This is a genomic window from Bacillus infantis, assembly GCF_020171945.1.
GTDB lineage: Bacteria > Bacillota > Bacilli > Bacillales > Cytobacillaceae > Bacillus_AB > Bacillus_AB infantis_A.
The window spans coordinates 77947-99791 of the sequence record NZ_JAIVAP010000016.1 but is presented as its reverse complement, the minus strand read 5'-3'; the positions used below and the strand labels follow the sequence as shown (position 1 = coordinate 99791).

Annotated in this window: 18 protein-coding genes; 7 read left to right on the top strand and 11 right to left on the bottom strand. The window is 47.8% G+C overall.

The features are described 5' to 3' along the window. Positions 1-16 precede the first annotated feature (16 nt). Positions 17-1474 (bottom strand): protein adenylyltransferase SelO, encoded by a 1458-nt coding sequence (locus LCM00_RS18905; protein WP_224904990.1) that lies wholly within the window; start codon positions 1472-1474, stop codon positions 17-19. A gap of 271 nt (positions 1475-1745) precedes the next feature. On the opposite strand from LCM00_RS18905, the gene LCM00_RS18900 reads away from it, so the two are divergent. Further along, complete coding sequence (locus tag LCM00_RS18900) at positions 1746-2642, top strand: 3-hydroxyacyl-CoA dehydrogenase (protein ID WP_224904988.1); 897 nt, start codon at positions 1746-1748, stop codon at positions 2640-2642. Positions 2643-3052: 410 nt separating this feature from the next. Here LCM00_RS18900 and LCM00_RS18895 read toward each other — a convergent pair whose 3' ends face one another. The 3 genes from LCM00_RS18895 to abc-f (LCM00_RS18885) form a co-directional block, all read right to left on the bottom strand. Beyond that, complete coding sequence (locus tag LCM00_RS18895) at positions 3053-3760, bottom strand: M48 family metallopeptidase (protein ID WP_224904986.1); 708 nt, start codon at positions 3758-3760, stop codon at positions 3053-3055. Between the two features lie 7 nt (positions 3761-3767). After that, a complete protein-coding gene (locus LCM00_RS18890) occupies positions 3768-4283 on the bottom strand; it encodes a YehS family protein (RefSeq protein ID WP_224904984.1) in 516 nt (171 codons plus the stop codon). Positions 4284-4350: 67 nt separating this feature from the next. Then, positions 4351-6252 (bottom strand): ribosomal protection-like ABC-F family protein, encoded by a 1902-nt coding sequence (gene abc-f, locus LCM00_RS18885; RefSeq protein WP_224904982.1) that lies wholly within the window; start codon positions 6250-6252, stop codon positions 4351-4353. 696 nt (positions 6253-6948) lie between these two features. Between abc-f (LCM00_RS18885) and LCM00_RS18880 the strand changes: the two genes are divergently transcribed. The 3 genes from LCM00_RS18880 (at position 6949) to LCM00_RS18870 (ending at position 9170) form a co-directional block, all read left to right on the top strand. Then, positions 6949-7737 carry a transporter substrate-binding domain-containing protein gene (locus LCM00_RS18880; RefSeq protein WP_224904980.1) on the top strand — a complete coding sequence of 263 codons (789 nt, stop codon included), beginning with the start codon at positions 6949-6951 and terminating at the stop codon, positions 7735-7737. Positions 7738-7800: 63 nt separating this feature from the next. Then, positions 7801-8445: an amino acid ABC transporter permease gene (locus LCM00_RS18875; protein ID WP_404802179.1), complete on the top strand. Its 645-nt coding sequence runs from the start codon at positions 7801-7803 to the stop codon at positions 8443-8445. Further along, the gene (locus LCM00_RS18870) at positions 8442-9170 is read left to right on the top strand and encodes an amino acid ABC transporter ATP-binding protein (RefSeq protein ID WP_224904978.1); all 729 of its coding nucleotides are present in this window, start codon (positions 8442-8444) and stop codon (positions 9168-9170) included. Before LCM00_RS18875 ends, LCM00_RS18870 begins: the two co-directional genes overlap by 4 nt. Before the next feature lie 232 nt (positions 9171-9402). Here LCM00_RS18870 and abc-f (LCM00_RS18865) read toward each other — a convergent pair whose 3' ends face one another. Further along, the gene (abc-f, locus tag LCM00_RS18865; RefSeq protein ID WP_224904976.1) at positions 9403-11034 is read right to left on the bottom strand and encodes a ribosomal protection-like ABC-F family protein; all 1632 of its coding nucleotides are present in this window, start codon (positions 11032-11034) and stop codon (positions 9403-9405) included. Between the two features lie 307 nt (positions 11035-11341). Here abc-f (LCM00_RS18865) and LCM00_RS18860 point away from each other — a divergent pair, with 307 nt between their 5' ends. After that, positions 11342-11509, top strand: a complete 168-nt coding sequence (locus LCM00_RS18860; RefSeq protein ID WP_224904974.1) for a hypothetical protein — start codon at positions 11342-11344, stop codon at positions 11507-11509. Positions 11510-11539: 30 nt separating this feature from the next. On the opposite strand, the gene LCM00_RS18855 is transcribed toward LCM00_RS18860, so the two are convergent. Further along, positions 11540-12040: a DinB family protein gene (locus LCM00_RS18855; RefSeq protein ID WP_224904972.1), complete on the bottom strand. Its 501-nt coding sequence runs from the start codon at positions 12038-12040 to the stop codon at positions 11540-11542. Positions 12041-12221: 181 nt separating this feature from the next. Here LCM00_RS18855 and LCM00_RS18850 point away from each other — a divergent pair, with 181 nt between their 5' ends. Continuing rightward, positions 12222-12722: a hypothetical protein gene (locus LCM00_RS18850; RefSeq protein ID WP_224904970.1), complete on the top strand. Its 501-nt coding sequence runs from the start codon at positions 12222-12224 to the stop codon at positions 12720-12722. Positions 12723-12832: 110 nt separating this feature from the next. Here LCM00_RS18850 and LCM00_RS24770 read toward each other — a convergent pair whose 3' ends face one another. Both LCM00_RS24770 and LCM00_RS18840 read right to left on the bottom strand, forming a co-directional pair. Next, positions 12833-13999, bottom strand: a complete 1167-nt coding sequence (locus tag LCM00_RS24770) for a GGDEF domain-containing protein (protein ID WP_224904968.1) — start codon at positions 13997-13999, stop codon at positions 12833-12835. 71 nt (positions 14000-14070) lie between these two features. Further along, positions 14071-15765, bottom strand: coding sequence for an NAD-dependent malic enzyme (locus LCM00_RS18840; RefSeq protein ID WP_224904966.1), 1695 nt, complete (start codon positions 15763-15765; stop codon positions 14071-14073). A gap of 407 nt (positions 15766-16172) precedes the next feature. Here LCM00_RS18840 and xylE point away from each other — a divergent pair, with 407 nt between their 5' ends. Then, positions 16173-17594: a D-xylose transporter XylE gene (xylE, locus tag LCM00_RS18835; RefSeq protein ID WP_224904964.1), complete on the top strand. Its 1422-nt coding sequence runs from the start codon at positions 16173-16175 to the stop codon at positions 17592-17594. A gap of 139 nt (positions 17595-17733) precedes the next feature. Here the strand turns inward: xylE and LCM00_RS18830 are convergent, their stop codons facing one another. The 3 genes from LCM00_RS18830 to xylA all read right to left on the bottom strand — a co-directional run bounded on the left by LCM00_RS18830 (position 17734) and on the right by xylA (position 21662). After that, entirely contained in the window at positions 17734-18717 is a 984-nt protein-coding gene (locus LCM00_RS18830; RefSeq protein ID WP_224904963.1) for an aldo/keto reductase, read from the bottom strand. 100 nt (positions 18718-18817) lie between these two features. Beyond that, on the bottom strand, positions 18818-20317 hold the full coding sequence (gene xylB / locus LCM00_RS18825; RefSeq protein WP_224904961.1) for a xylulokinase: 1500 nt from the start codon (positions 20315-20317) through the stop codon (positions 18818-18820). A gap of 22 nt (positions 20318-20339) precedes the next feature. Further along, the gene (xylA, locus tag LCM00_RS18820; protein WP_224904960.1) at positions 20340-21662 is read right to left on the bottom strand and encodes a xylose isomerase; all 1323 of its coding nucleotides are present in this window, start codon (positions 21660-21662) and stop codon (positions 20340-20342) included. Positions 21663-21845: the final 183 nt, after the last annotated feature.

The following is a 21845-nucleotide window of genomic DNA, read 5'->3' as shown; positions in this document are numbered from 1 at the left end:
GGCACGCTCCTGCTGATCAGGTTCCGCAATAAGTTATATAGCCCTTGCCATCATCATCGGGACCGGTGCAATATTCCTCTTCAGCCTCCGAATGGGCATATGGCTTTGCCAGCACATTCAGGAGCCTGCCCATCACACTGTAGTCTCCTTCAACAGCCGCCTCCAAGGCCTCTTCCACTCTATGGTTCCTCGGGATCACTGCCGGGTTGCTGTTTTGCATCAGCGTTTTGCTGTCTTCAGATGTTTTATCCTGTTTTTCCAAGCGTGCCTTCCATTTATCATGCCAATCGGCAAATCCCGGCTTGCCCTCTAAAGCTGTTTCCCTGCCGATCGTTAAGGCCCTGAATGTGTTCGTATAATCAGCCTGGTGCTCCTTCATTAGGGAAAGGAGTTCATCGACGAGCGCTTTGTCTTCTTTTTCAACAGAGAAGATTCCAAGCTTTGCTCCCATACCTTCCAGCCAGTTGCCCTGGTAAATGTCCATAAAACCGGAAATTTCCTTCTGGGCAATCTCAACAGCCTGGTCCTGGTCATCATGCAGAAGAACCAGGAGGCTCTCCGCCAGACGGGCCAGATTCCAGCCGGCCATGTACGGCTGATTTCCGTAGGCATAGCGTCCCTGCACATCAATGGAGCTGAAGACTGTTTCAGGATTGTAGGTATCCATAAAAGCACATGGGCCGTAGTCGATCGTCTCGCCGCTGATCGTCATATTATCGGTATTCATGACCCCATGGATGAACCCGGCCAGCTGCCATTTGGCGATTAATGAAGCCTGCCGCCTGATGACCGCTTTAAGGAGTTCAAGATAAGGCTGCTCGTGTCCCTCTATTTCCGGGTAGTGGCGGGTGATGGCATAGTCCGCGAGAGCTTTTACATCTTCCTTCTCACCGAATTGCGCGGCGAACTGGAAGGTGCCGACCCGGAGATGGCTGCCAGCTACCCTCGTTAAAATGGCTCCCGGCAGCATGGTCTCCCTCCGGATCATTTCCCCTGTCGTGACAACGGCGAGGCTCCTGGTCGTCGGAATCCCGAGGCTGTACATCGCTTCACTTATGATATACTCGCGCAGCATCGGCCCGAGCGCCGCCCGGCCGTCTCCGCCGCGGGAATAAGGGGTCCGCCCCGAGCCCTTCAGCTGGATATCAAACCGTTCGCCTTCCGGGGTGATCTGCTCGCCGATCAAGAGCGCACGACCGTCCCCAAGCATATTGAAATGACCAAACTGATGCCCTGCATATGCCTGTGCAAGCGGCGCCGCTCCTTCAGGCATTTCATTCCCGGCCAGAATGCTGACGCTTTCAGCACTCTGAAGCTCTTCAGCATCCAGTCCGAGTGAAGCGGCCAATGGGCCATTCAGAATTGCCAGCTCCGGCGCCTCCACAGGATTCGGATCCTGGCTTGTAAAAAACATCTTCGGCAGGCGTGCATAGCTGTTCTCCAGCTTCCATCCTGTTCTATTGCTGTTTGTCATTGTATCCCCTTTACGTTTTTGACATAAAAGTCCTGTTTGCAGTCGATAGTTTTATTATACCCTTTCCTTTTTGAGTTGACGCGCGGAATGCACGGGAGGAGTGATTTGAAAGTCTGAAATTTGCGTAACTTCTGTGCATCATCTTTTTTTAAAACCAGGCATATAGTCCTTTTCACCTAAGCATTATACTTCTATAATTTCACAGATTAGGTCTATAATAAAAGTGGTAATACATCTAAAGAACGATATAAATAGAAAGGGAGTTTTTTCTATGAATTACAAGAATGTAACCGTTGCCGGAAGCGGAGTGCTCGGAAGCCAGATCGCATTCCAGACAGCATTTAAAGGGTTCAATGTATCTGTTTATGATATCAACGACGAGGCACTTGACCGTGCAAGAGATAGAATCGGAAAGCTGAAGCCGCGCTACCAGGAGGACCTTAGGGCCAGTGAAGAAGAAGTAAATTCAGCCTATGAGCGCATCTCCTTCCACAGTGACCTGGCTGCAGCTGTTGCTGATGCTGACCTCGTGATTGAAGCAGTTCCAGAAGTCGTGCAGATCAAGATTGATTTTTATACAAAGCTCGGATCTGTGGCACCTGAGAAAACCATCTTTGCCACTAATTCATCTACTCTATTGCCAAGCCAGTTTGCTGACGCGACAGGCCGTCCGGAACAATTCCTGGCACTGCACTTTGCGAATGAAATCTGGACAAACAATACAGCAGAAGTAATGGGACATCCCGGCACAAGCAAGGAAGTATTCGACGATGTTATCGAGTTTGCGAAAGCAATCGGCATGGTAGCCCTTCCTGTGCACAAGGAACAGCCGGGCTATATCCTGAATTCACTGCTTGTACCATTCCTGGAAGCAGGCCAGAAGCTGCTCTTAAACGGTGTTGCCGATCCGGAAACCATCGACAAAACCTGGATGATCGCAACCGGAGCGCCAAAAGGCCCATTCGCCATCCTCGATATCGTCGGCATCACAACTGCCTACAATATCGCGAACGGCAAAGGCCAGGCCGGCATGGCAGAATCCGCCAAACTGGCTGAAATGCTGAAGAGCGATTATATCGATAAAGGCAAGCTTGGAAGAGAAACAGGCGAAGGGTTCTATAAATATCCGAATCCAAGCTATATGGAAGATGATTTCTTAGACAGCTGATACATTGAAAAAAGCTGCCCGATTGCGCTTAGTGTGCTGGAGGGCAGCTTTTTTGTGTGGTATGGTATGCCGTTTTGGGCTGGGTTCAGGTTTTGGAAGGTAAATGGTGCTTTAAACAGATCATGTTTTGTAAATTTAGCTTTAGATATCGCATGCCAGCCGAATTTTACATTCTCAGTCCCAAATAGAGGAACAATTTTGGGGGTGCTGCGGACTCGATGAGCCGTTTATTAGCAACTTTTCCGGTATATTAGCAACTTTTGGATTTTATTAGCAACTTTTCCTTTTTATTAGCAACTTTCCAGATATATTAGCAACTTTCACTTTTTATTAGCAACTAACAAAAAAACTGCTATTACCGCCAACTCAAAAAAACACCAGCCCCCAGGCTGGTGTCCCTCAAATTCCGCTCAAACCGTCATCTGCCAGCTTGAAAGCGCCAGCCACCTCTCCTGCTCTTTATAATCCGGCATCAGCTTGCCGACAAGGCGCCAGAAGGAGCGGTCATGATTCATGTGCATCATATGGCACATTTCATGGATCACCACATATTCAATCACCTTCGGCGGAGCCATCGCCAGCTTCCAGTTAAACGTAAGCCTGCGGTTGGAGTCGCATGTACCCCATGTTGCCGGGCTGTCGGAAATGCGGAAGGATTGCGGCTTCATTTTGAAATGCTGCTGATTGGCCTGAAGATATTTTTCAACAAGCGCTTTGCACTGCTGATAGTAAAAACGCTTCAATGCCTGCTGGATCTGTTCATCCCCCGGCTGTTTCACAAAAATGCGCAGCTTACCGCCGTCCACTGCAGCATAATCCTGCTCAACCCCGGCATCCGCGGTCACTTCAATAGGATAGGAGTTCCCCAGGTAGAGGAAACTCTCATCACGGTCATAGCTCCGTTCCTTCGGCCCCTGCAGCCGGTCCTTCATTTCCTGGATATTCTCCAGGATCCACTCCCACTTTTCCTCAACCAGCTTCAGCACACTTTCATCTTTTGTGCCTTTAGGGACGCGGATTTCAATGTGGCCAAGGCCATCAATATAAATCCCGGCCGTTTTCCTGTTTTTATGGACAATCTGAAAACTGATCGTTTCCCCTTGATAGGTGTGCAGCATGATACTGTCATTCTCCTCTATATTTAACCGTCAATCCTTTTAAGAAATTACGGGCAAAATTATCTCCGCATTCTTTATAGTTTTTATGGCCCTTTTTTCTGAGAAAAGCGCCCAGCTCTCCTTTAGTCACTGTGAGTCCTGCCAGTTTGAATACATCCAGCATATCTTCACTTGTCAGGGACAATGCTATTTTCAGCTTTTTCAGCAGGAGATTATTCGGATGTTCATTGTCAGACAGCCTGACCTGCGGCGCTTCCGGCTCACCTGGCTTTGGTTCCTGACGGCCGCGCTTAAAAACAATATATCCATTCAAAAACGTTTCCAGCATTTCATCTGTGCACGGAATATGCCTATCCGTTGCCGCTGGAGCTTCATCCTCCTCTAAATCAGGCGATTTTGTCAGAATCAGCAGCACTTCCTCCCGCGTAAATTCCATGCCGCCGAGCTTAAATATCTCAACAACATCGCTGTTCTTAATATCCATTGCATACCTGCACCGAATTAAAATATCATTATTATCCACTTTTACACACTCCTGTAATAACGGGACAGGCACGCTGTCCCAATTTATTGATGAAACTGAGGAACTTTCATTCCAGCCAAAGCCCGATGGCTTCCTCCAGTTCTTTATTTAATTCCTCTTTCCTGCCATACAGCAGATTGAGCTGGGCATAATCACTCCCGGCCTCTGACATGCATGCATCAATCTCTTTTAACTCCTGCTCAAGCCGCTGTATTCTTGCTTCAGCCTTCTCAGCTGACGCTTCCTGTTTTGGAGAGAAATGCTGATTCTTCTTTTTCTCCTCAGGCACTAGCATCACTTGGACGGCTTTTTGCTCTTTTATCATTTTATAGGAATCATAGTTGCCTGGGTAGTTTTTCAGCGAATAATCTTCTACTGCAATCACTCTTTCGCTGATTCTGTTGATAAAATAACGGTCATGCGAGATGAAGAAGATGGTTCCTTCAAAGTCTTCCAAGGCAGCCTCCAGTGTTTCGATCGATGGGATATCCAGATGGTTGGTCGGCTCATCCAGGATCAGCAGATTGATATCCTGGTATAGCAGCATCGCCAGCTTCAGCCTGATTCTCTCTCCGCCTGACAGCTGCTTCACCTTCGTGAAGACACTTTTTTTATAAAACATGAACTTAGCCAGATATTCGCGGGCCTTTCCTTCCACAATGGAAATGCCCTCCCGGAAGGCCTCGAGTACGGTCAGCTCTTCATCATTGAACACGATTTTCTGCGGCAGATAGGCTGCCTGCACATTGGCGCCGAGCTCCACTGTGCCTCCATCTGGCAGCACCTCGCCGAGCAGCATCTTCAGGAAGGTGGTTTTGCCGCTGCCATTAGAACCAAGCAAACCGACTCTTTCTCCATATTGGACCAAAAGGCCGCTGTTTTTAAAAATAACCTTGCCATCAAAGCTTTTGCACAGCCCTTCTGCTTTGATGACTTCTTTGCCTGAGCGCTGGGAGGCTTTAATATCAAGCCGCATGTTTCTTCGTTTAAAGACCGGCTTTTCAATGATATCCATTTTATCAAGCTTCTTCTGGATACTGGCTGCCCGCCGGAAGAATTTATTGTTATCCGCCCTCATCGCCCAGTCGCGGAGGTCGGACACCGTCTTTTCCATCCCATTGATCTTTTTCTGCTGCTCACGGAAATGTTCATATTGAATCCGCATATTCTCTTCCTTCTGGCTGATAAAAGAAGAATAATTGCCTTTATAAGTGATCGATTCCATATCCTCAATCTCGACTATCTTCGTTACGGTGCGGTCAAGGAAATACCGGTCATGCGAGACGATCAGGACTATGCCCCTGCAGCTTTTCAGATAACCCTCCAGCCACTCGATCGCTTCCATATCAAGGTGATTCGTCGGTTCATCCAGCAGGAGGATGTCAGGATTGTGGATCAGCAGCTTACCGAGCACAACGGTCGTTTTTTCCCCGCCGCTCAATTGATCGAAATCTGTGTTCAAAAAGCTTTCGCTGAATTTTAATCCGGTGCACACCTTGCCAAGCTTCTCTTCCCGCTCGTAGCCGCCCTTCGCCTCAAGCTGCGTAACCAGATCGCTGTATTGGTTCAAGGCTTTTTCAAGCTCCTTATCTTTGAGCACCTTCATCTGCTCTTCCAGTTCACGCATGCGTGCTTCAATCTCATCGATTTCTTCAAAAGCAAGACTCAGCACATCCTTCACCGTCAAGCCCGGCGGGAAAACCGGCGACTGCTCCAGATACGCCTTGCTCGCCCCTCTTGGAAAATGAATCAGGCCTTCATCATAGCCGGGACTGGATGTCTGCGGATAGCCCGGATAATAATGCATCTTTTCAATCCCCGCGATCAGCTTCAGGATGGTGCTCTTTCCGCAGCCATTGGCCCCGACAATCCCAATCTTCTCCCCTTCAAATGCTTCAAGCGATACATTCCTCATGATCAGTGTGGCTTCCATATATTTTTTGATTCCGTTCAATTTTAATTCGAGCATCTTTTATTCCTTCTTTCATCCATATTGGCTGCTACACTTTTATGGACAAGGCAAAGAAGATCTTCCAACTATTCAATTTTCCGCATATAAAAAGGCTGCAAGAAGATATCCCTTCCTGCAGCCTGGATGCTATTATAATTTATCGCCAGTCAAGCCTGAAATGTGCCCATCACAAAATAAGCCCATTTCAGCCTCTGGAGCAGCCAATAGCTGCCGGACTGATCCCGTAAATTATAAACCCGGTGGAGTAAAGTAAGTTTCCTTCTAATTTGCCATCATTCCATAAAGAGCATAACAAATAGACCTAACTAGATTAGGCAATTGAACACTCAATACAAAATACATATTAATTTTAAAATCAATTAATATTGGCAATTAGTTGGTTCCATAAACTTACTTCCCCCTTCACAATTTTCTGTATTATCTCATATTATCCTTTATTTGTAAACGGGAAGATTCCACGTACCGCTGGTTCGGAATCTTTTGAAACGCAGGTACTGGACCTTTTGCCCCTCCTTTTCCTCACACAAAACTGCCTCACAAAGCCTTTTCTCCCTGTACATTAACAACCCAAAACCGGGACACATTACCCACCCAACTCTCCCGCTGAAAGCCTTTTCCTTTGAAATCACCTGTAAACTTTTGCTAACATTGTCAATGTAGCGAATTATGAAACAATAGATTTGGAGGGGTTAGATGAAAAAAATACAATTATTCAGCTTTATGATGCTAGTGATGCTGGTCCTTGCTGCATGCGGCACAGATGAAGACAGCAGCGGGGATGGAGAGAGCTCCGGTGACGGCGGAAGCAAAACCTACACTGTTGGGACGGATACAACATATCCTCCGTTCGAGTTTGAAGAAGGCGGCGAGTATAAAGGGATTGATATTGATATCATGAACGCCATTGCAGAGGAAGAAGGCTTTGAAATTGAATTGAAGCCTATGGATTTTGGCGGCATCATCCCGGCCATCCTGGCTGATCAGCTTGATGTAGCCATCGCTGGCATGAGCATCACAGATGACCGCAAAGAAAAAGTCGATTTTTCAGACCCGTATTTTGATGCCGGGCTGACCCTTGTTGTCTCAGAAGATAACAGCGACATTACCAGTATAGACGATTTAAAAGGGAAAGTGGTCGCCGTTAAGAATGGTACAACAGGCGCGGAGCATGCCGAGGAAATTAAAGAGGAAGCCGGCATAAAAGAAGTCCGCCAATTCAATGACAGCCCGTCCATGTTCCAGGAAGTGGCCAACGGGAACGCAGACGTGCTGATTGAAGACTATCCGGTTATCGCTTACGCCATTAAAACAAGCGGCCTTGATCTGAAAACCGTCGGAGACCGCCTGACCGGCGACCAGTACGGCATCGGTGTGAAAAAAGGCGAAAACCAGGAGCTGCTGGAAAAAATCAATAGCGGCCTCCAGAAGATTAAGGATAACGGCACATATGATGAAATTTTAGGCCGTTATCTTGAAGAGTAAGAATTTGCTCAGCGCGCTCCCCAAAAGCGCGCTGTCTTTTTCTAGATAGAGAGGAGCAGCGATTTGGACATTTTTATGGAAGCCCTCCCCGTCTTATGGGCCGGGCTAAAACTGACTGCATATATCACCGTTCTCGGTCTGCTGTTTGGATTCATCATCGGGCTGATCACAGCACTTTTCCGCCTTTCCCCGATTCCGCCTTTAAGGTGGATCGCTATTTGGTTCATCAACTTTGTACGCGGAACGCCCTTCCTCGTTCAATTATTTTTTATTTACTTTGGATTGAATTCACTTTCGTTCATTTCGCTTGAGCCTGTAACAGCGGGGATTGTTGGAGTCGCCATCAATGCAGGCGCCTATATAGCTGAAATTGTCCGGGCCGGCATCCAGTCCATCGACAAAGGGCAGACAGAAGCTGCCCGCACACTGGGGCTGACCAGTGCACAGACGATGCGCTATATCATCCTGCCCCAGGCTTTAAGAAGGATGCTGCCGACTTTTGTGAACCAGGCCATCATCAGCCTGAAAGACACCTCCCTCCTGTCGGTCATCGGAATCGCCGAACTGACTCAAAGAGGGCAAGTCGTCGTATCGGCGACCTATGAACCTTTTAAAATATGGGGCATGGTCGCGCTCATGTATTTCATACTGATCTACCTGCTCACCAAGCTCGGCGACTTTATCGAAAGGAGATATCAGCTGCGATGAGCGTAATCCAAGTCAATAATCTGAAAAAATCATTCGGCGAACTCGAAGTATTGAAAGATATCAGTACAGAGGTAAAAGAGCAGGAAGTAGTTTGTGTCGTCGGCCCCTCAGGCTCGGGAAAGAGCACCTTTCTGCGGTGCCTGAATAAACTCGAGGAAATCACGGATGGCCATGTCATCGTGAATGGAAATGACATAACCGACCCTAAAATCAACATCAATAAAATCCGCCAGGAAGTCGGGATGGTGTTCCAGCACTTCAACCTCTTTCCTCATAAAACAGTGCTGCAGAATATTACGCTGGCCCCGATAAAAACAAAGGGCATCGACAAAGAAGCTGCAAAAAAGAAAGCCCTCGAGCTTCTTAGAAAAGTAGGCCTTGAGGAAAAAGCGGACAGCTATCCCGGCGAATTATCCGGCGGGCAAAAACAGCGTGTCGCCATTGCCAGGGCACTTGCCATGGAACCAAGGGTCATGCTGTTTGATGAACCTACCTCTGCCCTCGATCCGGAAATGATCGGGGAAGTTCTCGAGGTTATGAAAGATCTTGCCCGCGAAGGCATGACAATGGTCGTCGTCACTCACGAAATGGGATTTGCCCGCGAAGTCGGGGACCGCGTCATCTTCATGGACGGCGGATACATTGTTGAAGAAGATGTCCCAGGCGAATTATTCGGCAACCCTAAGCATGAACGGACTAAGGCTTTTCTTGGCAAAGTGCTTTAAGCCGGGTTTATGGATACAAAAGGAAGGAGCCCTGCTGCGGCGGCAGGGCTCCTTTTGATTTGCACTTTTGATAAGGCGAGTTGCTAATATAATTGGGAAGCTGCTAATAAAACGGGAAACCTGCTAATATATGGGTAAAGTTGCTAATAAAACCAAAAACTTGCTAATATATCCGGAAAGTTGCTAATATCCGCCCTCTGCAGCCTGCCTCAGCCCAGAAACCGTCCCAAATTTAGCCAAGCTCCCTTATCCGCCTGCTCAGTTCATTAAATTTCCGGTCCAGCTCCTGATAATCTTTGTCTTTCGGCGTCATAAAGCTGAGCTTGCCAAGCACTTCCTGCCTTTCGGTTTCAAGCTTCATACGCAGTTCTTCCCGGTCATCCCTTGTCTCCGGTTCCTGGCCGAATTGCCTTTGAATAGTCCCGTCAGCAATAACGAGCTTGCTGCTGGTTATTTTCTCAAGAAAATAGCGGTCGTGCGACACTGCCAGAAGTGTCCCTGGAAATGCTGACAGGGTTTCTTCAAGCTGTTCGCGCGACGGCAGGTCAAGATGGTTGGTCGGCTCATCAAGGATCAGCACATCTTTTTCCTCCAGAATATATTCCATCAGCTTGCATTTAACCCGCTCGCCCATGCTCATTTTCCCGATCGGCTCCTTCCACTGCGATGCCGTGAAGCCGAGATGCTTCATCAATGTTTGGACCTTCCCTCTTTCCGCAAACGTTTCCCGGTAAAAAAGATCCTCCGGTGTCTTTTCGAGCGGCAGATCGAATACTTCCTGCGTCAAATAGCCGACACTCGCTGCCGGCGACATCCAGACCTCTCCCTCTGCTGTTTCCTTTCCCAAGACGATTTTCAGGAAAGTGGTCTTCCCGCTGCCGTTCGGCCCCGTTATGGCTACCCTTTCGCCATGCTGGACTGTAAAATGCACCCCTTCAAACAGCTTGCGTCCATCAAAGGATTTTGCAAGATTCTTCACTTCTAAAAACCGCTTGCCCCGTTTTGTGTTTGCCGAAATTGAAAAGCGTACCTCATGCTCAGGCGCGACAGGGGCTGCCTTTGATTTTTCCAGCTCCTTTTCCAGCCGCTTCCGCTTGGATTTCACCTGTGAATCAAGGCGCTTCGCCTTCACGCGGTGATATTCCTTGAAGCCTTCCTCTTTTGTTGATTTGGCATGGCCGGTGTTTGCCCAGGAGCTCAGTTCGTTCAGCTGTCCCTCAATCCGCTCGACCATTTTCTGCTGCTTTTCGTATTCCCGCTGCTGTGCGAGCCGTTTCTGCCTCCTGACCTCCATATAACTGGAATAATTTCCTTTATGCTCAATCAGCTGCTTATCCTCGATCGACCAGATTTTAGAAACCGCATCATCCAAAAAGTGGCGGTCATGGGAGACGAGGATGATCGTCCCTTTATAGGCTTCAATCTGTTCCTTCAAAATTTTCATGCTCTGCTCATCCAGATGGTTGGTCGGCTCATCGAGCAGCAGCAGGTCTGCACCCGCAGCAAAGCCCTTTGCGAGCCGGGCCTTCAGCTTCTCCCCGCCGCTCATCAGCTCAAAGCCTCCATCAGGAACCTGCCATTTTTCCAGCAGCTTTATTTCTAATGGAGATTGGCGCCCGGATATATAAGATTCGGTTTCCTGCTCCACCATCCTGACCTCCGCTTCCTGTCCGACCCACTGAATCTGCCCGCTTGAAGGCTGCCTCTCGCCGGTAATCAGCTGCAGCAGAGTGGATTTTCCGGCTCCATTTTTTCCGATGATGCCGATCACTTCCCCCTGCCGGACACTGCTATTCACACCTTCAAACAAACTCAAATCCGTGATTTCATAGCTAAGATCATTCAGTTTCAAAATTTCCTTCATACAATCTTCCCTCTCTTTAATGGGAGAACCAAAAAAATCCTCCCAATTAATTGGAAGGATTAGCCGTACCATGCATCAGCAAATAAACCATTAATCTTAATGGCTGAATGATGTATAGATGAAAAATGGGCAGACTAATCCTATTTTTTGTGTGAATTGAAATATGCAATTTCAATCGAGAAAAAATAAGATCAGTTATCCATCGTCCACCCATCATTCCTTTCGCTCTTAGTTGGATATTAGTATACCACAAAATGGCGGAACATTATGATATAATACGTAAAAATAAGGAAAAGGAGGACACATTATGTCTGGCAAGAAAGTAGCCGTATTCATCTTTGCTGGTGTTTTGGCTTTGGTCATTATTTTGTTTGTGGTTATGAATTTATTTTTCAGTTATATGGAAACCAATGATGGTACAGGTACTTCAGCCTTCATCCCTCCCTCTTACAATGCTGAAACTCTCACTTTATAGCATTGTTTAGCAGTTACTTCTGGCTTAATCTTAAATCCCCAGCCTCTCCTCCAGCTCCCCTTTCTGCCGGAGGTGATGCCGGAAATGCATTTCTGCCAGCTGATGCCATTCCTTGGCGTTCAGCCAGCCGAAGCCTCCATGCTCAGTTTTAAGGTCAGGTTGAATCTTATGCAGTTTTTTCCCCAGCTCCCTCATCCTTCTTTCCAGCTGCACAAGCCTTTCGAGCAAAGAAGCTGAAGTACCTGAGTTGTCCGGCGGCTGGTTCATCTCATCCGGCAGCCTGATTTTTACAGGCGGGAAGCCTCCTGCCCCGAACAGCTTTTCGCCAAATTCCGTTTTCCCTCTGCCCTGTACAGGCTCAGCATTAGCGCACGCTTCCGCTTCATCCAAATATTCATCGGCCACCACAATCACATGATCATACATCTGCGCCAGAGACCACACCCCCTCAGCCGGAATCTGCCTCAGCTGCTCCAAAGTATACTTTCCGAGGCTTTGTTTATAAATCTCCATCACACTCTGCTCCGCCATCGCTCCCGCTCCTTTCCAAAGTCCCTGACACTACTATTCTCCACTCCAATCGGCAAATCCTTTGTGAGGCCGGGGGGACAGGTCCCTTGGCCCAAAAAACAAGAAATATTAGCATTTCAAAAAGCAGAGTCTCCTGCTAAAGTTAATATGATCCATCCATATTAAAACAGGAGGCTTCTTCATGCTTGGCATTAAAAACTACAAACCAGTTTTCTACGAAGACCATTTGGAATTCATAAAGAATCACGGCAATCGCCTTAGATCCATGGTCAATAAAAATCTATGTGAGATGTGGACTGTCCACGAAGTGTCGAGCGGTGAATTATGGGGTGATTGTCCAGTCGTCTTACTAATAGGAGGACAGCAGCTGGAGTTTTGTTCGTTTAAAGATCAAATCGCTGTAAGCTGGAATGCAATTGATTTAAACGAAAGTATAATATGGTATGGATCCAGGGATATAAAGCTTGAATGGCGAAAAAATGCGATAAACGGCACTTCTGCTTTCGCCGGCAGTCCAGTAGAGGGGGCAGACTTGATTGAAACAGCACAAGGAGGTCACCCCATCACACTAAAAGGATTAGGATTGAAAACCGCTAAAGGCTATATTGCGCTATTTAATGAGTTTGATGAGACAGTTCTTACTTTTGAAAAAAATGAGGAGTGTCTTTATACAGAAATCTAAGCCAAGCTTTAGCACGGTACTGCTCATCATTGTTCTACTAACTATGATAATAAAAAAAGGCACCGGACGAAGAGACCGGCACCTTGTCACTGAAAAAAAAAAAAGGGACATTAAATCTGTCCCTCATCCCCAAACGTCACCCGGTTCCGCCCCTCATGTTTGGATTTATAAAGTCCCTGGTCAGCTCTTGAGAGAAGGGAATCTACAGTATCGCCTCTTTTATACTGGGCAACGCCAAAGCTGGCAGTCTGATTCCCTGCCGGAGCAAAGCTGCTTTCCATAATCACCTTTCTCAGTTTCTCAGCCAGGTTTGCTGCACTTTCCCCTGTCTTTGGGGTAAGAATGATAAACTCTTCCCCTCCCCAGCGCCCAAAAAGCTCAGCGCCTGTCAGTGGTTGTTTGACGAGTGATGCCAGCTGTTTGAGGACAAGATCACCTGCATCATGGCCATAGGTATCATTGACACATTTAAAATGGTCGATATCAAAGAAGATAACAGAAAAGCCTTCTGATTTTTTTATCCATTCTTCAAGCCACCCATCAATTTGAAGCCGGTTTGCAATGCCGGTAAGCGAGTCAGTAAAGGCGACCCTTTTCATGCTTTCAAGCTCTGCAAAAAGCTTGAAAAGATGGAGGGCCATATAGAATACCAGAATATAAAAAAGGTAAGCAACATAAAACTGAGCCAGTGACTCAAGGCTTTCATCAGAGGCATTTGTGAAATTCATCAGCCCAAAAGCAAAAATGATGACAAAAATGAAAAGAGAATAAATAGCTCCCCATTTTGCTTTTAAAATCAGGAAGAAAATCAAAATAACTGCCGGAACCCAGATGGCAGAGACCCCAAATGCCCCTTCCTTCCCCTTTCCGATATAATTAAAGACACCATCATATATGATGGCTATATGAGCAGCACTGATGATCGCCAAAGTGGCGAGCTCAAAAGCACGCAAAAACTTTCTCTTATAAACAGCAGCCCAGCTGATGATATTCCAAGCTATCAAAATCCTTGTCAGATATGTTTCCAAATTGTCTTCCGAGTCATTTTCCATAAGATTATAACTAACCATTGCCAACAGAAACAAAGGAATCATATACAGATAGATGACACGTTTAAAATCCATATATGAAGTAATCTTTTTCAAATAAGCTTCCCCTTTAAGTCGCAGTGCCAGTTCTGCTTTATAAACTTCTTTCTCTATCTTACAAACAAATGGAAAAAAGTCCAGACCTTTCAGATAGATTCCTTCTCTTTTCCCGCTCGGAGAATGGGCCACTGTACCTGTCCCCCCGGCCCACCACCCAATCCAAAAAAAGAGGGACAGCAAAAACTGTCCCCTTTGTACCGCTATTTACTCTTAATTTGTTTGTATTCAGGCTTCCACATAGCATTGTCGACTGCTTGTTCGATGTCATCGATCTTGGCTTTGGCGATGCCTTCCTGGACGGCAGCCTTGGCTACTTCGATGGCGACATGCCTTGATACATCAGCCAGTTTAGTGATTGCCGGCAGCAGGGACGCACCAGGCGTGCTGCTGTCAGATTTCTCGGCAACTGCATTGGCTGCAGCGGCGAACATGCCTTTTGAGATAATTTCAGCTTTGGCAACGATTGCCCCAAGGCCCAGGCCAGGGAAAACAAATGCGTTATTGGACTGTCCGATTTCATGGCTGATTCCGTTATACTCCACATTCGCAAACGGGCTTCCTGTGGCAATAAGCGCCTTGCCGCCGGTCCAGTTGAATAGATCCTCAGGCACCGCTTCAGCAAGAAGAGTCGGGTTGGACATTGGCATGATGATCGGTCTTTCAACATGCTTGGCCATTTCCTTTACAATTTCCTCTGTGAAGGCGCCGGCCTGGCCGGAGGTGCCGATCAGGATCGTCGGCTTGACCCGCTTCACCACTTCCAATAAAGTAATCGTGTCAGCTCCGTCTCTTTCCCAATCCTTGACTTCTTCTGCACTCCGCACATAAGGCTTCTGGAATTTCAGGACATCAGGCGTTTCTTCCGTCAGCAGTCCGCGATAGTCAAATGCCCAGAAGCGGTCATATGCTTCTTCACGGTCAAGGCCTTCAAGTATCATTGTTTCTGCCATCTGGTCAGCGTTTCCGATTCCTGCCGCCCCTGGTCCAAAAACAAGGATGCGCTGGTCCTTCAATGATCCGCCGGTCACCTTCAGGGCAGACATGACGGCAGCCAGTGTAACCGCCCCGGTACCCTGGATATCGTCATTGAAAGTCAGGATTTCATTGCCGTATTTTTCCATGATGTTCCGGGCATTAACATTTCCGAGATCTTCCCAGTGAAGAAGGACATTCGGGAAAAATTTCCGTGCAGTTACAACGAACTGGTCGACAAACTGCTCATAGCGCTCGCCGCGGACACGCGGGAATTTATTGCCGATATAAAGAGGATCATTGATCAGGGTTTCATTGTTTGTCCCTACATCAAGCACGACCGGAAGCACGCGGCTTGGGTCTATGCCGGCTGCCGCTGTGTAGACAGCGAGCTTTCCGATTGCGATATTGATCCCGCCTACGCCCTGGTCGCCGATGCCAAGGATGCTTTCAGAATCAGTCACAACAATAAGGTCGATTCCATCATGCGGCTTATTCAGGTTTTCGAATGCCTTATCCATTTCCTCCGGATCTTCTATGGTTAAATAGAGTCCGCCTGGGCGGTGATATTCATGGGAATAGCGCTGGATCGCCTCACCGACAGTCGGTGTATAGATGATCGGCAGCATCTCGTTCAAGTGATCCCTGAGGAGACGGTAGAACAGGACTACATTACGATTGTATAAGTCATAGAGCACTCCGTTTTTGAACATATTGTTCGTCCGTCTGGAGAACTGCTCATACGCACGCTTTGCCTGCTCATCAAGAGTCAGCACCTGGGTCGGCAGCAGGCCCTGAAGCCCAAGGTCATCCCTCTCTTCTTTTGTAAAAGCAACACCTTTATTTAAATAAGGATTCGATAGAAGCTCTTTTCCTCTCAAATCTGTGTAAATTACGTTTTTTGCACTCTCAGAAGCAGTCATAAATCTTCCTTCTTCCTTTCATTTTGAGTCTTTTTCCGCACTCTTCCATGTTAGTAGCCTTTACCCATTAGCTCCAGGTTATTTAACTAAAATTATTTAAAAAAGCAAGCAGCACCATGCTGCCCGCCTATTCCAGAATCCATTAAATACTATTGCAGCTTTTCTGTCAATTCATGGGCCAGGGGGTCAGACCCCTTGGCTCCTACCAAAAACTTAGTTCATTCATTAGACAAACTTAAAGCAGTCTGCTATAATTCAATTATTCATTATTGTAAAAAAATTATCAGCAGGGGAGGGAATAGGCAGTGACTTTCATTTTACGCCGGTAAATGTAAACGCTTCAAAACTCACCGTAACAATGTAAGCGTTTAACTCCCATTCCAGTATAATGAAACCTGCCTTCACACATGACGAAACAGCATAATGGTTCGCTTTACATCTTCTCGATTACACTCGTTGCCACTCTTGGCGGCCTGCTCTTTGGCTACGATACAGCGGTCATATCCGGAGCCGAGAAATCGATCCAGACCTATCTGGTCGATAGCCTGGGCTTAAGCTCATTCATTCATGGAGCCACCATCTCCAGCGCCCTGATCGGCTGCATCATCGGCGGACTGATCTCCGGCTATTTCTCATCAGCTCTTGGCCGCAAAAAATCACTGATCATTGCAGCCGTATTATTCCTTTTATCAGCCCTTGGCTCAGCTTACCCTGAGTTTCTCTTCTTCTCAGCAGGTGAACCTACTATCGGCCTTCTGCTGACATTCAATCTTTACCGCATCATCGGCGGCATCGGTGTCGGCCTCGCTTCCGCCATCGTGCCGATGTACATAGGGGAAATCGCCCCGGCAGCCATCAGAGGCCGGCTCGTTTCCTTCAATCAATTTGCCATCATCTTCGGCATGCTGGTCGTTTATTTTGTCAATTGGGGAATCGCACGCGGGCAGTCAGTGGAATGGATCAATGAAACCGGCTGGAGATATATGTTCCTTTCAGAGGTCATCCCGGCCCTGCTTTTCTTCATATTCCTTTTCTTCGTGCCGGAGACGCCACGCTATCTGTCTCTGAAGAACCAGGACGAAAGCGCATTGAGGATTCTTTCAAAGATCAACGGCCCGGCAAGTGCTAAGCAGATCCTCAGCGAAATCAAAGGTTCCATGAATGCAACTGCCGAGAAAATGTCCACCTTTGCTTTTGGAAAGAAAGTGATTGTCATCGGCATCCTGCTATCCGTTTTCCAGCAATTTGTCGGCATCAATGTGGCTCTCTATTACGCTCCGCGTATTTTTGAAAGCATGGGCGCTGCAAAGGATGCCTCCATGCTGCAGACAATCGTCATGGGACTGGTCAACGTCGTCTTCACAGTCATCGCCATCATGACAGTCGACAAATGGGGACGCAAGCCGCTCCTTATCGTCGGCTCAATCGGAATGGCGGTCGGCATGTTCGGTGTCGCTGGTCTCGCTTTTGCCAATATCATCGGCCTCAGCACGCTCTTGTTCATTATTGTATATACCGCTTCCTTCATGATGTCCTGGGGTCCGATCTGCTGGGTATTGATTTCCGAGATCTTCCCGAACCGGATCCGCGGCCAGGCGGTAGCAATTGCGGTTGCCGCGCAATGGGGTGCCAACTATCTTGTCTCCTCCACCTACCCGATGATGATGGAATTCAGCGGCGGCATGACTTACGGCATCTATGGCCTGATGAGCGTCCTTTCAGCCATCTTCGTCTGGAAGTATGTGCCTGAAACGAAAGGCAAATCCCTCGAACAGATGGAAAGCCTGTGGAAGGCTCCTGCAGAAACAAAACGTTCTAAAGCAATGTAAGCCTAAAACGGGACAGCGATGGGCCAGGGGGTCAGGTCCCTTGGCCCGATTTAGGGAATGCGCCACCGGGTCTGACCCCCTGGCCCAACCCCCCTGGCCCCAAAAGAAGGCCTCCAGCCAAAGCTGGAGGCCTTGCTTATTAATATACGCCCCGGATATGGGCATGCACTTCCTTCTGATAAAAGTCCTTCAATCTCTGCAGCTCTTCTTCACTGAACGGTTTTGCTTCCAGTGCTTCGAGATTGCTCTCCACCTGCTTCACATTTCTGAAGCCCGGGATGACTGTGGATACCTCAGGCTGCTGAAGAATCCATTTGATGGCGGCTCCTGCCATGCTGCCTCTGCCTTCTTCAATCCACTTCACCTGCTCGCTGAGCTCGACGCCTTTTCCAAAATCAAGTCCGCCGAACGTCTCGCCTACATTGAAGGCTTCCCCATTGCGGTTGAAGCTGCGGTGGTCATCCTGCTCAAACGTGGTATCCTTTGAAAACTTTCCAGTAAGAAGCCCGCTGGCCAGCGGCACACGCGCAAGGATTCCAACCTTCTTCTCCATAGCCATTGGGAAAAGCTCCTCCAGCGGCTTTTGCCTTAACAGGTTGAAAATGACCTGCAGAGCGCTTGCTCCTGTGTTTTCCAGGCAGAAGATTCCTTCCTCGACCGTTTCCACACTGACGCCATAATAGCGGATCTTTCCTTCCTGCTTCAGCTGCTCAAGCACTTCAAAAACGCTGCCATCCTTCAAAATCTCCATAGGCGGACAATGAATCTGATAAAGGTCGATTGCCTCCCGCTCCAGCCTTTTCAAGCTATTCTCGCAAAAAGAACGGACACTATCCATTGAATAGGTTGCCGGATCATAAATATCAGCGCTGCGGCAGAACTTTGTAGCGATATGGATGGAATCTTCTTTGCCTTTCGTGGCCTTCGCCAAAAGCTCCTCGCTATGTCCATCACCATACACATCGGCCGTATCAAAGAAATTGACGCCTGCATCCATGGCGCGTTCCAGAGCTTTGAGCGCTTCTCCGTCATCTGTCTTGCCCCATGAGCCGCCGATTGCCCAAGTGCCGAAACTCAGTTCACTTACTTTCAAATCGGTATCGCCCAGCTGATTATATTTCATTTCGCCAACTCCTTCTTTTATCCTGAAACCTTGAAGGCCGCCCCGGGAGCATTGCATATATGATGCATCCTTCCAGGGCAGCCTTCAGTTTTCATTATGTTTATTTTCGATAGGCCAGCAGTTTTTCATTAAGTGCTTTTGTCTGCCCGTAGACTTCCTGGTATACATGGAATAATTCTTGATAGATCTCCGCATTTCCTGCATCCGGTACAAATTCTTTTTCCACCCTCAGGAAGGCATCGCCGCATTCCTTCAAGGAAGAAAACCATCCGCATCCGTAAGCGGCAAGCATAGCCGCACCCATGCCAGGACCCTGCTCACTCGACAGCTTTACAATCCTGGAGTTGAAGATATCCGCCTGCATCTGCAGCCAGTCTTCATTCTTCGTGCCGCCACCGGTAGATACGATGGTATCGATTTTCTTGCCATTCTCTCTGAAGATAGCCAAAGATTCGTTCAGCGAGAAAGTGATTCCTTCCATAACAGCCCGGACGAATTCCTTGCGTTCATGAGAGCTGTCCATTCCGATGAAGCTTGCCCGTATGCTTGCGTCCGCATGCGGGGTGCGCTCCCCGGATATGTAAGGAGTGAACAGCAGGCCGTTCGAACCTGGCGGAACCGTTCCTGCTTCAGCCAGCAATTCCTCAAAGCTCTCTTCCGCGGCAAACACATTCCGGAACCAGCTCAGGCTGTGGCCTGCTGCAAGGGTGACTCCCATCGTGTAAAAAACATCCTCGGCTCCATGATTGAAATAATGGACTTTTCCCGCGAAGTCTTTATCGCTGCTGCTTTCATAAGACAGGACCACACCAGAGGTACCGATGCTGCAAAGGGTTTTCCCCTCTTCCAGGATCCCTGAGCCGATCGCTCCGCAGGCATTGTCGGCGCCGCCTGCAAACACCTGGACAGAAGCCGGAAGGCCGGTCGCTGCTGCGAACTCTGGAGTGATATTCCCCGTCTTTTCATGAGATTCAACCAACGGAGGGCAAAGTGCAGCGTCAATATCGAGAAGATCGCAAATCTCGCTGCTCCACTCTTTTTTCGCAATATCCAATAACAGCGTTCCCGCCGCATCGGAATATTCCATCTGCAGCTCGCCTGTCAGCTTGAATCTTACATAATCCTTTGGCAGGACAAAGGTTCTGGCCTGCTTATAGATGTCCGGCTCATGCTCTTTTACCCAGAGCAGTTTCGGCAGTGTAAAGCCTTCCAGCGCCGGATTCTTCGTAATCTCAAGCAGCCTCTCTTCGCCGACCCGATCGTAAATCTCATGGCACTGTGCAGTTGTCCTTGTATCATTCCACAGGATCGCATTCCGCAGCACTTCACGGTTCTCATCCAGAAGGACAAGGCCGTGCATCTGCCCGGAAAAACTGAGTCCCTCAATGTCTTCAGGATTACCGCTGAATTTATGGAGCAGTTCAGACAGCCCTGCCCTTGTCTGATTTACCCACTCTTTCGGATCCTGCTCGCTGTAGCCGGTCTTCTCCTGGATCAGGGGATAGTCCTTGGAAACCTCCTGGACCACATTCCCCTCCTGGTCGACCAGCAATATCTTTACCGCGCTTGTTCCTAAGTCAACGCCGATCACATATTTCATTGGTGCACCTACCCTCTAAGAGTTACTCGCCGGCATAAGCCCTTAACAGATACTGGTTGATTGTAGCCTTGATGCTTTCGAGGCGGCCGGACTGGTGCTTCACTTCACTCAAGCCCAATGCATGCTCCTCAAGCTTATGGAAGTCTGTCCTTCCTTCAACGATCTCAAGGCCGATGCCTTCTGTATAGCTCTTATAGCGGTTTTCAACCACATTGTCCAGCACCTTGTCATCAATCAGCTTCTGAGCGACCTTCAGGCCAACCGCGAAGCTGTCCATCCCCGCAATATGGGCGTGGAAAAGATCTTCAGGCTCAAATGAACCCCTTCTTACTTTGGCGTCGAAATTAAGCCCGCCGCGGCCAAGTCCGCCATTTTTTAGGATTTCGATCATTGCAAGTGTAGTAGAATACAAGTCTGTCGGGAACTCATCTGTATCCCAGCCAAGCAATGGATCACCCTGGTTGGCATCGACAGAGCCAAGCATATTGTTCACACGTGCATAGTGAAGCTCATGTTCAAACGTATGGCCGGCCAATGTTGCATGGTTTGCTTCAATATTGAATTTGAAGTGATCCTGCAATCCGTAATGCTGCAGGAACGCATAACCTGTCGCCACATCGAAATCGTATTGGTGGGTAGTCGGCTCTTTTGGCTTCGGCTCGATCAGGAACTGGGCATCAAAGCCGATTTCCTTCGCATAGTCGACTGCCATGTGCATGAAGCGGCCAAGATTATCCATCTCAAGCTTCATGTCTGTATTCAACAGTGTTTCATAGCCTTCACGGCCGCCCCAGAACACATAGTTCTCAGCGCCCAGCTCTTTGCCGACCTCGAGGCCTTTCTTGATTTTCGCTGCTGCATAAGCAAAAATATCCGCGCTGTTCGAAGTTGCAGCACCATGGACAAAGCGTGGATTCGTGAAGTTATTCGCCGTATTCCAAAGCAGCTTTGTTTTGCTGTCCTTCATATAATCTTTAATCATGCTTACAATGATATCTAAATTCTGGTTAGTTTCTCTCAGGCTGCTTCCTTCTGGTGCAATATCTACATCATGGAAGCAGAAGAATGGCACATCCAGCTTTTCAAAAAATTCAAATGCCGCCTCTACGCGAGCTTTTGCAAGATCCATTCCCGTATACTTATCCCAAGGGCGGAGCATTGTCCCGGTCCCGAACGGATCAGAGCCGTCCATTGTGAACGTATGCCAGTAAGCTACACCAAAACGCAGGATTTCTTCCATTGTTTTGCCGCCGATTTTTTCCTCCGGGTTATAAAATTTAAACGCAAATGGATTGGTTGATGCTGAACCTTCATATTTAATCTTTTCAATGTTAAAATAAGCCATTTTTCGTTCCTCCCAGAATCATAATAAAGTTCTTTGAGAATCTTTTGAGCAGATTCTTTTAGATTATCTTTTTATAAAATGTAAATGCTTTCAAAAGAATTATATCAATATTTCATTTGTTTGTCTATTGAATAAACAAAGATAACCTATAATACTGCGAAATGATTTTTATTCCAGTATAAT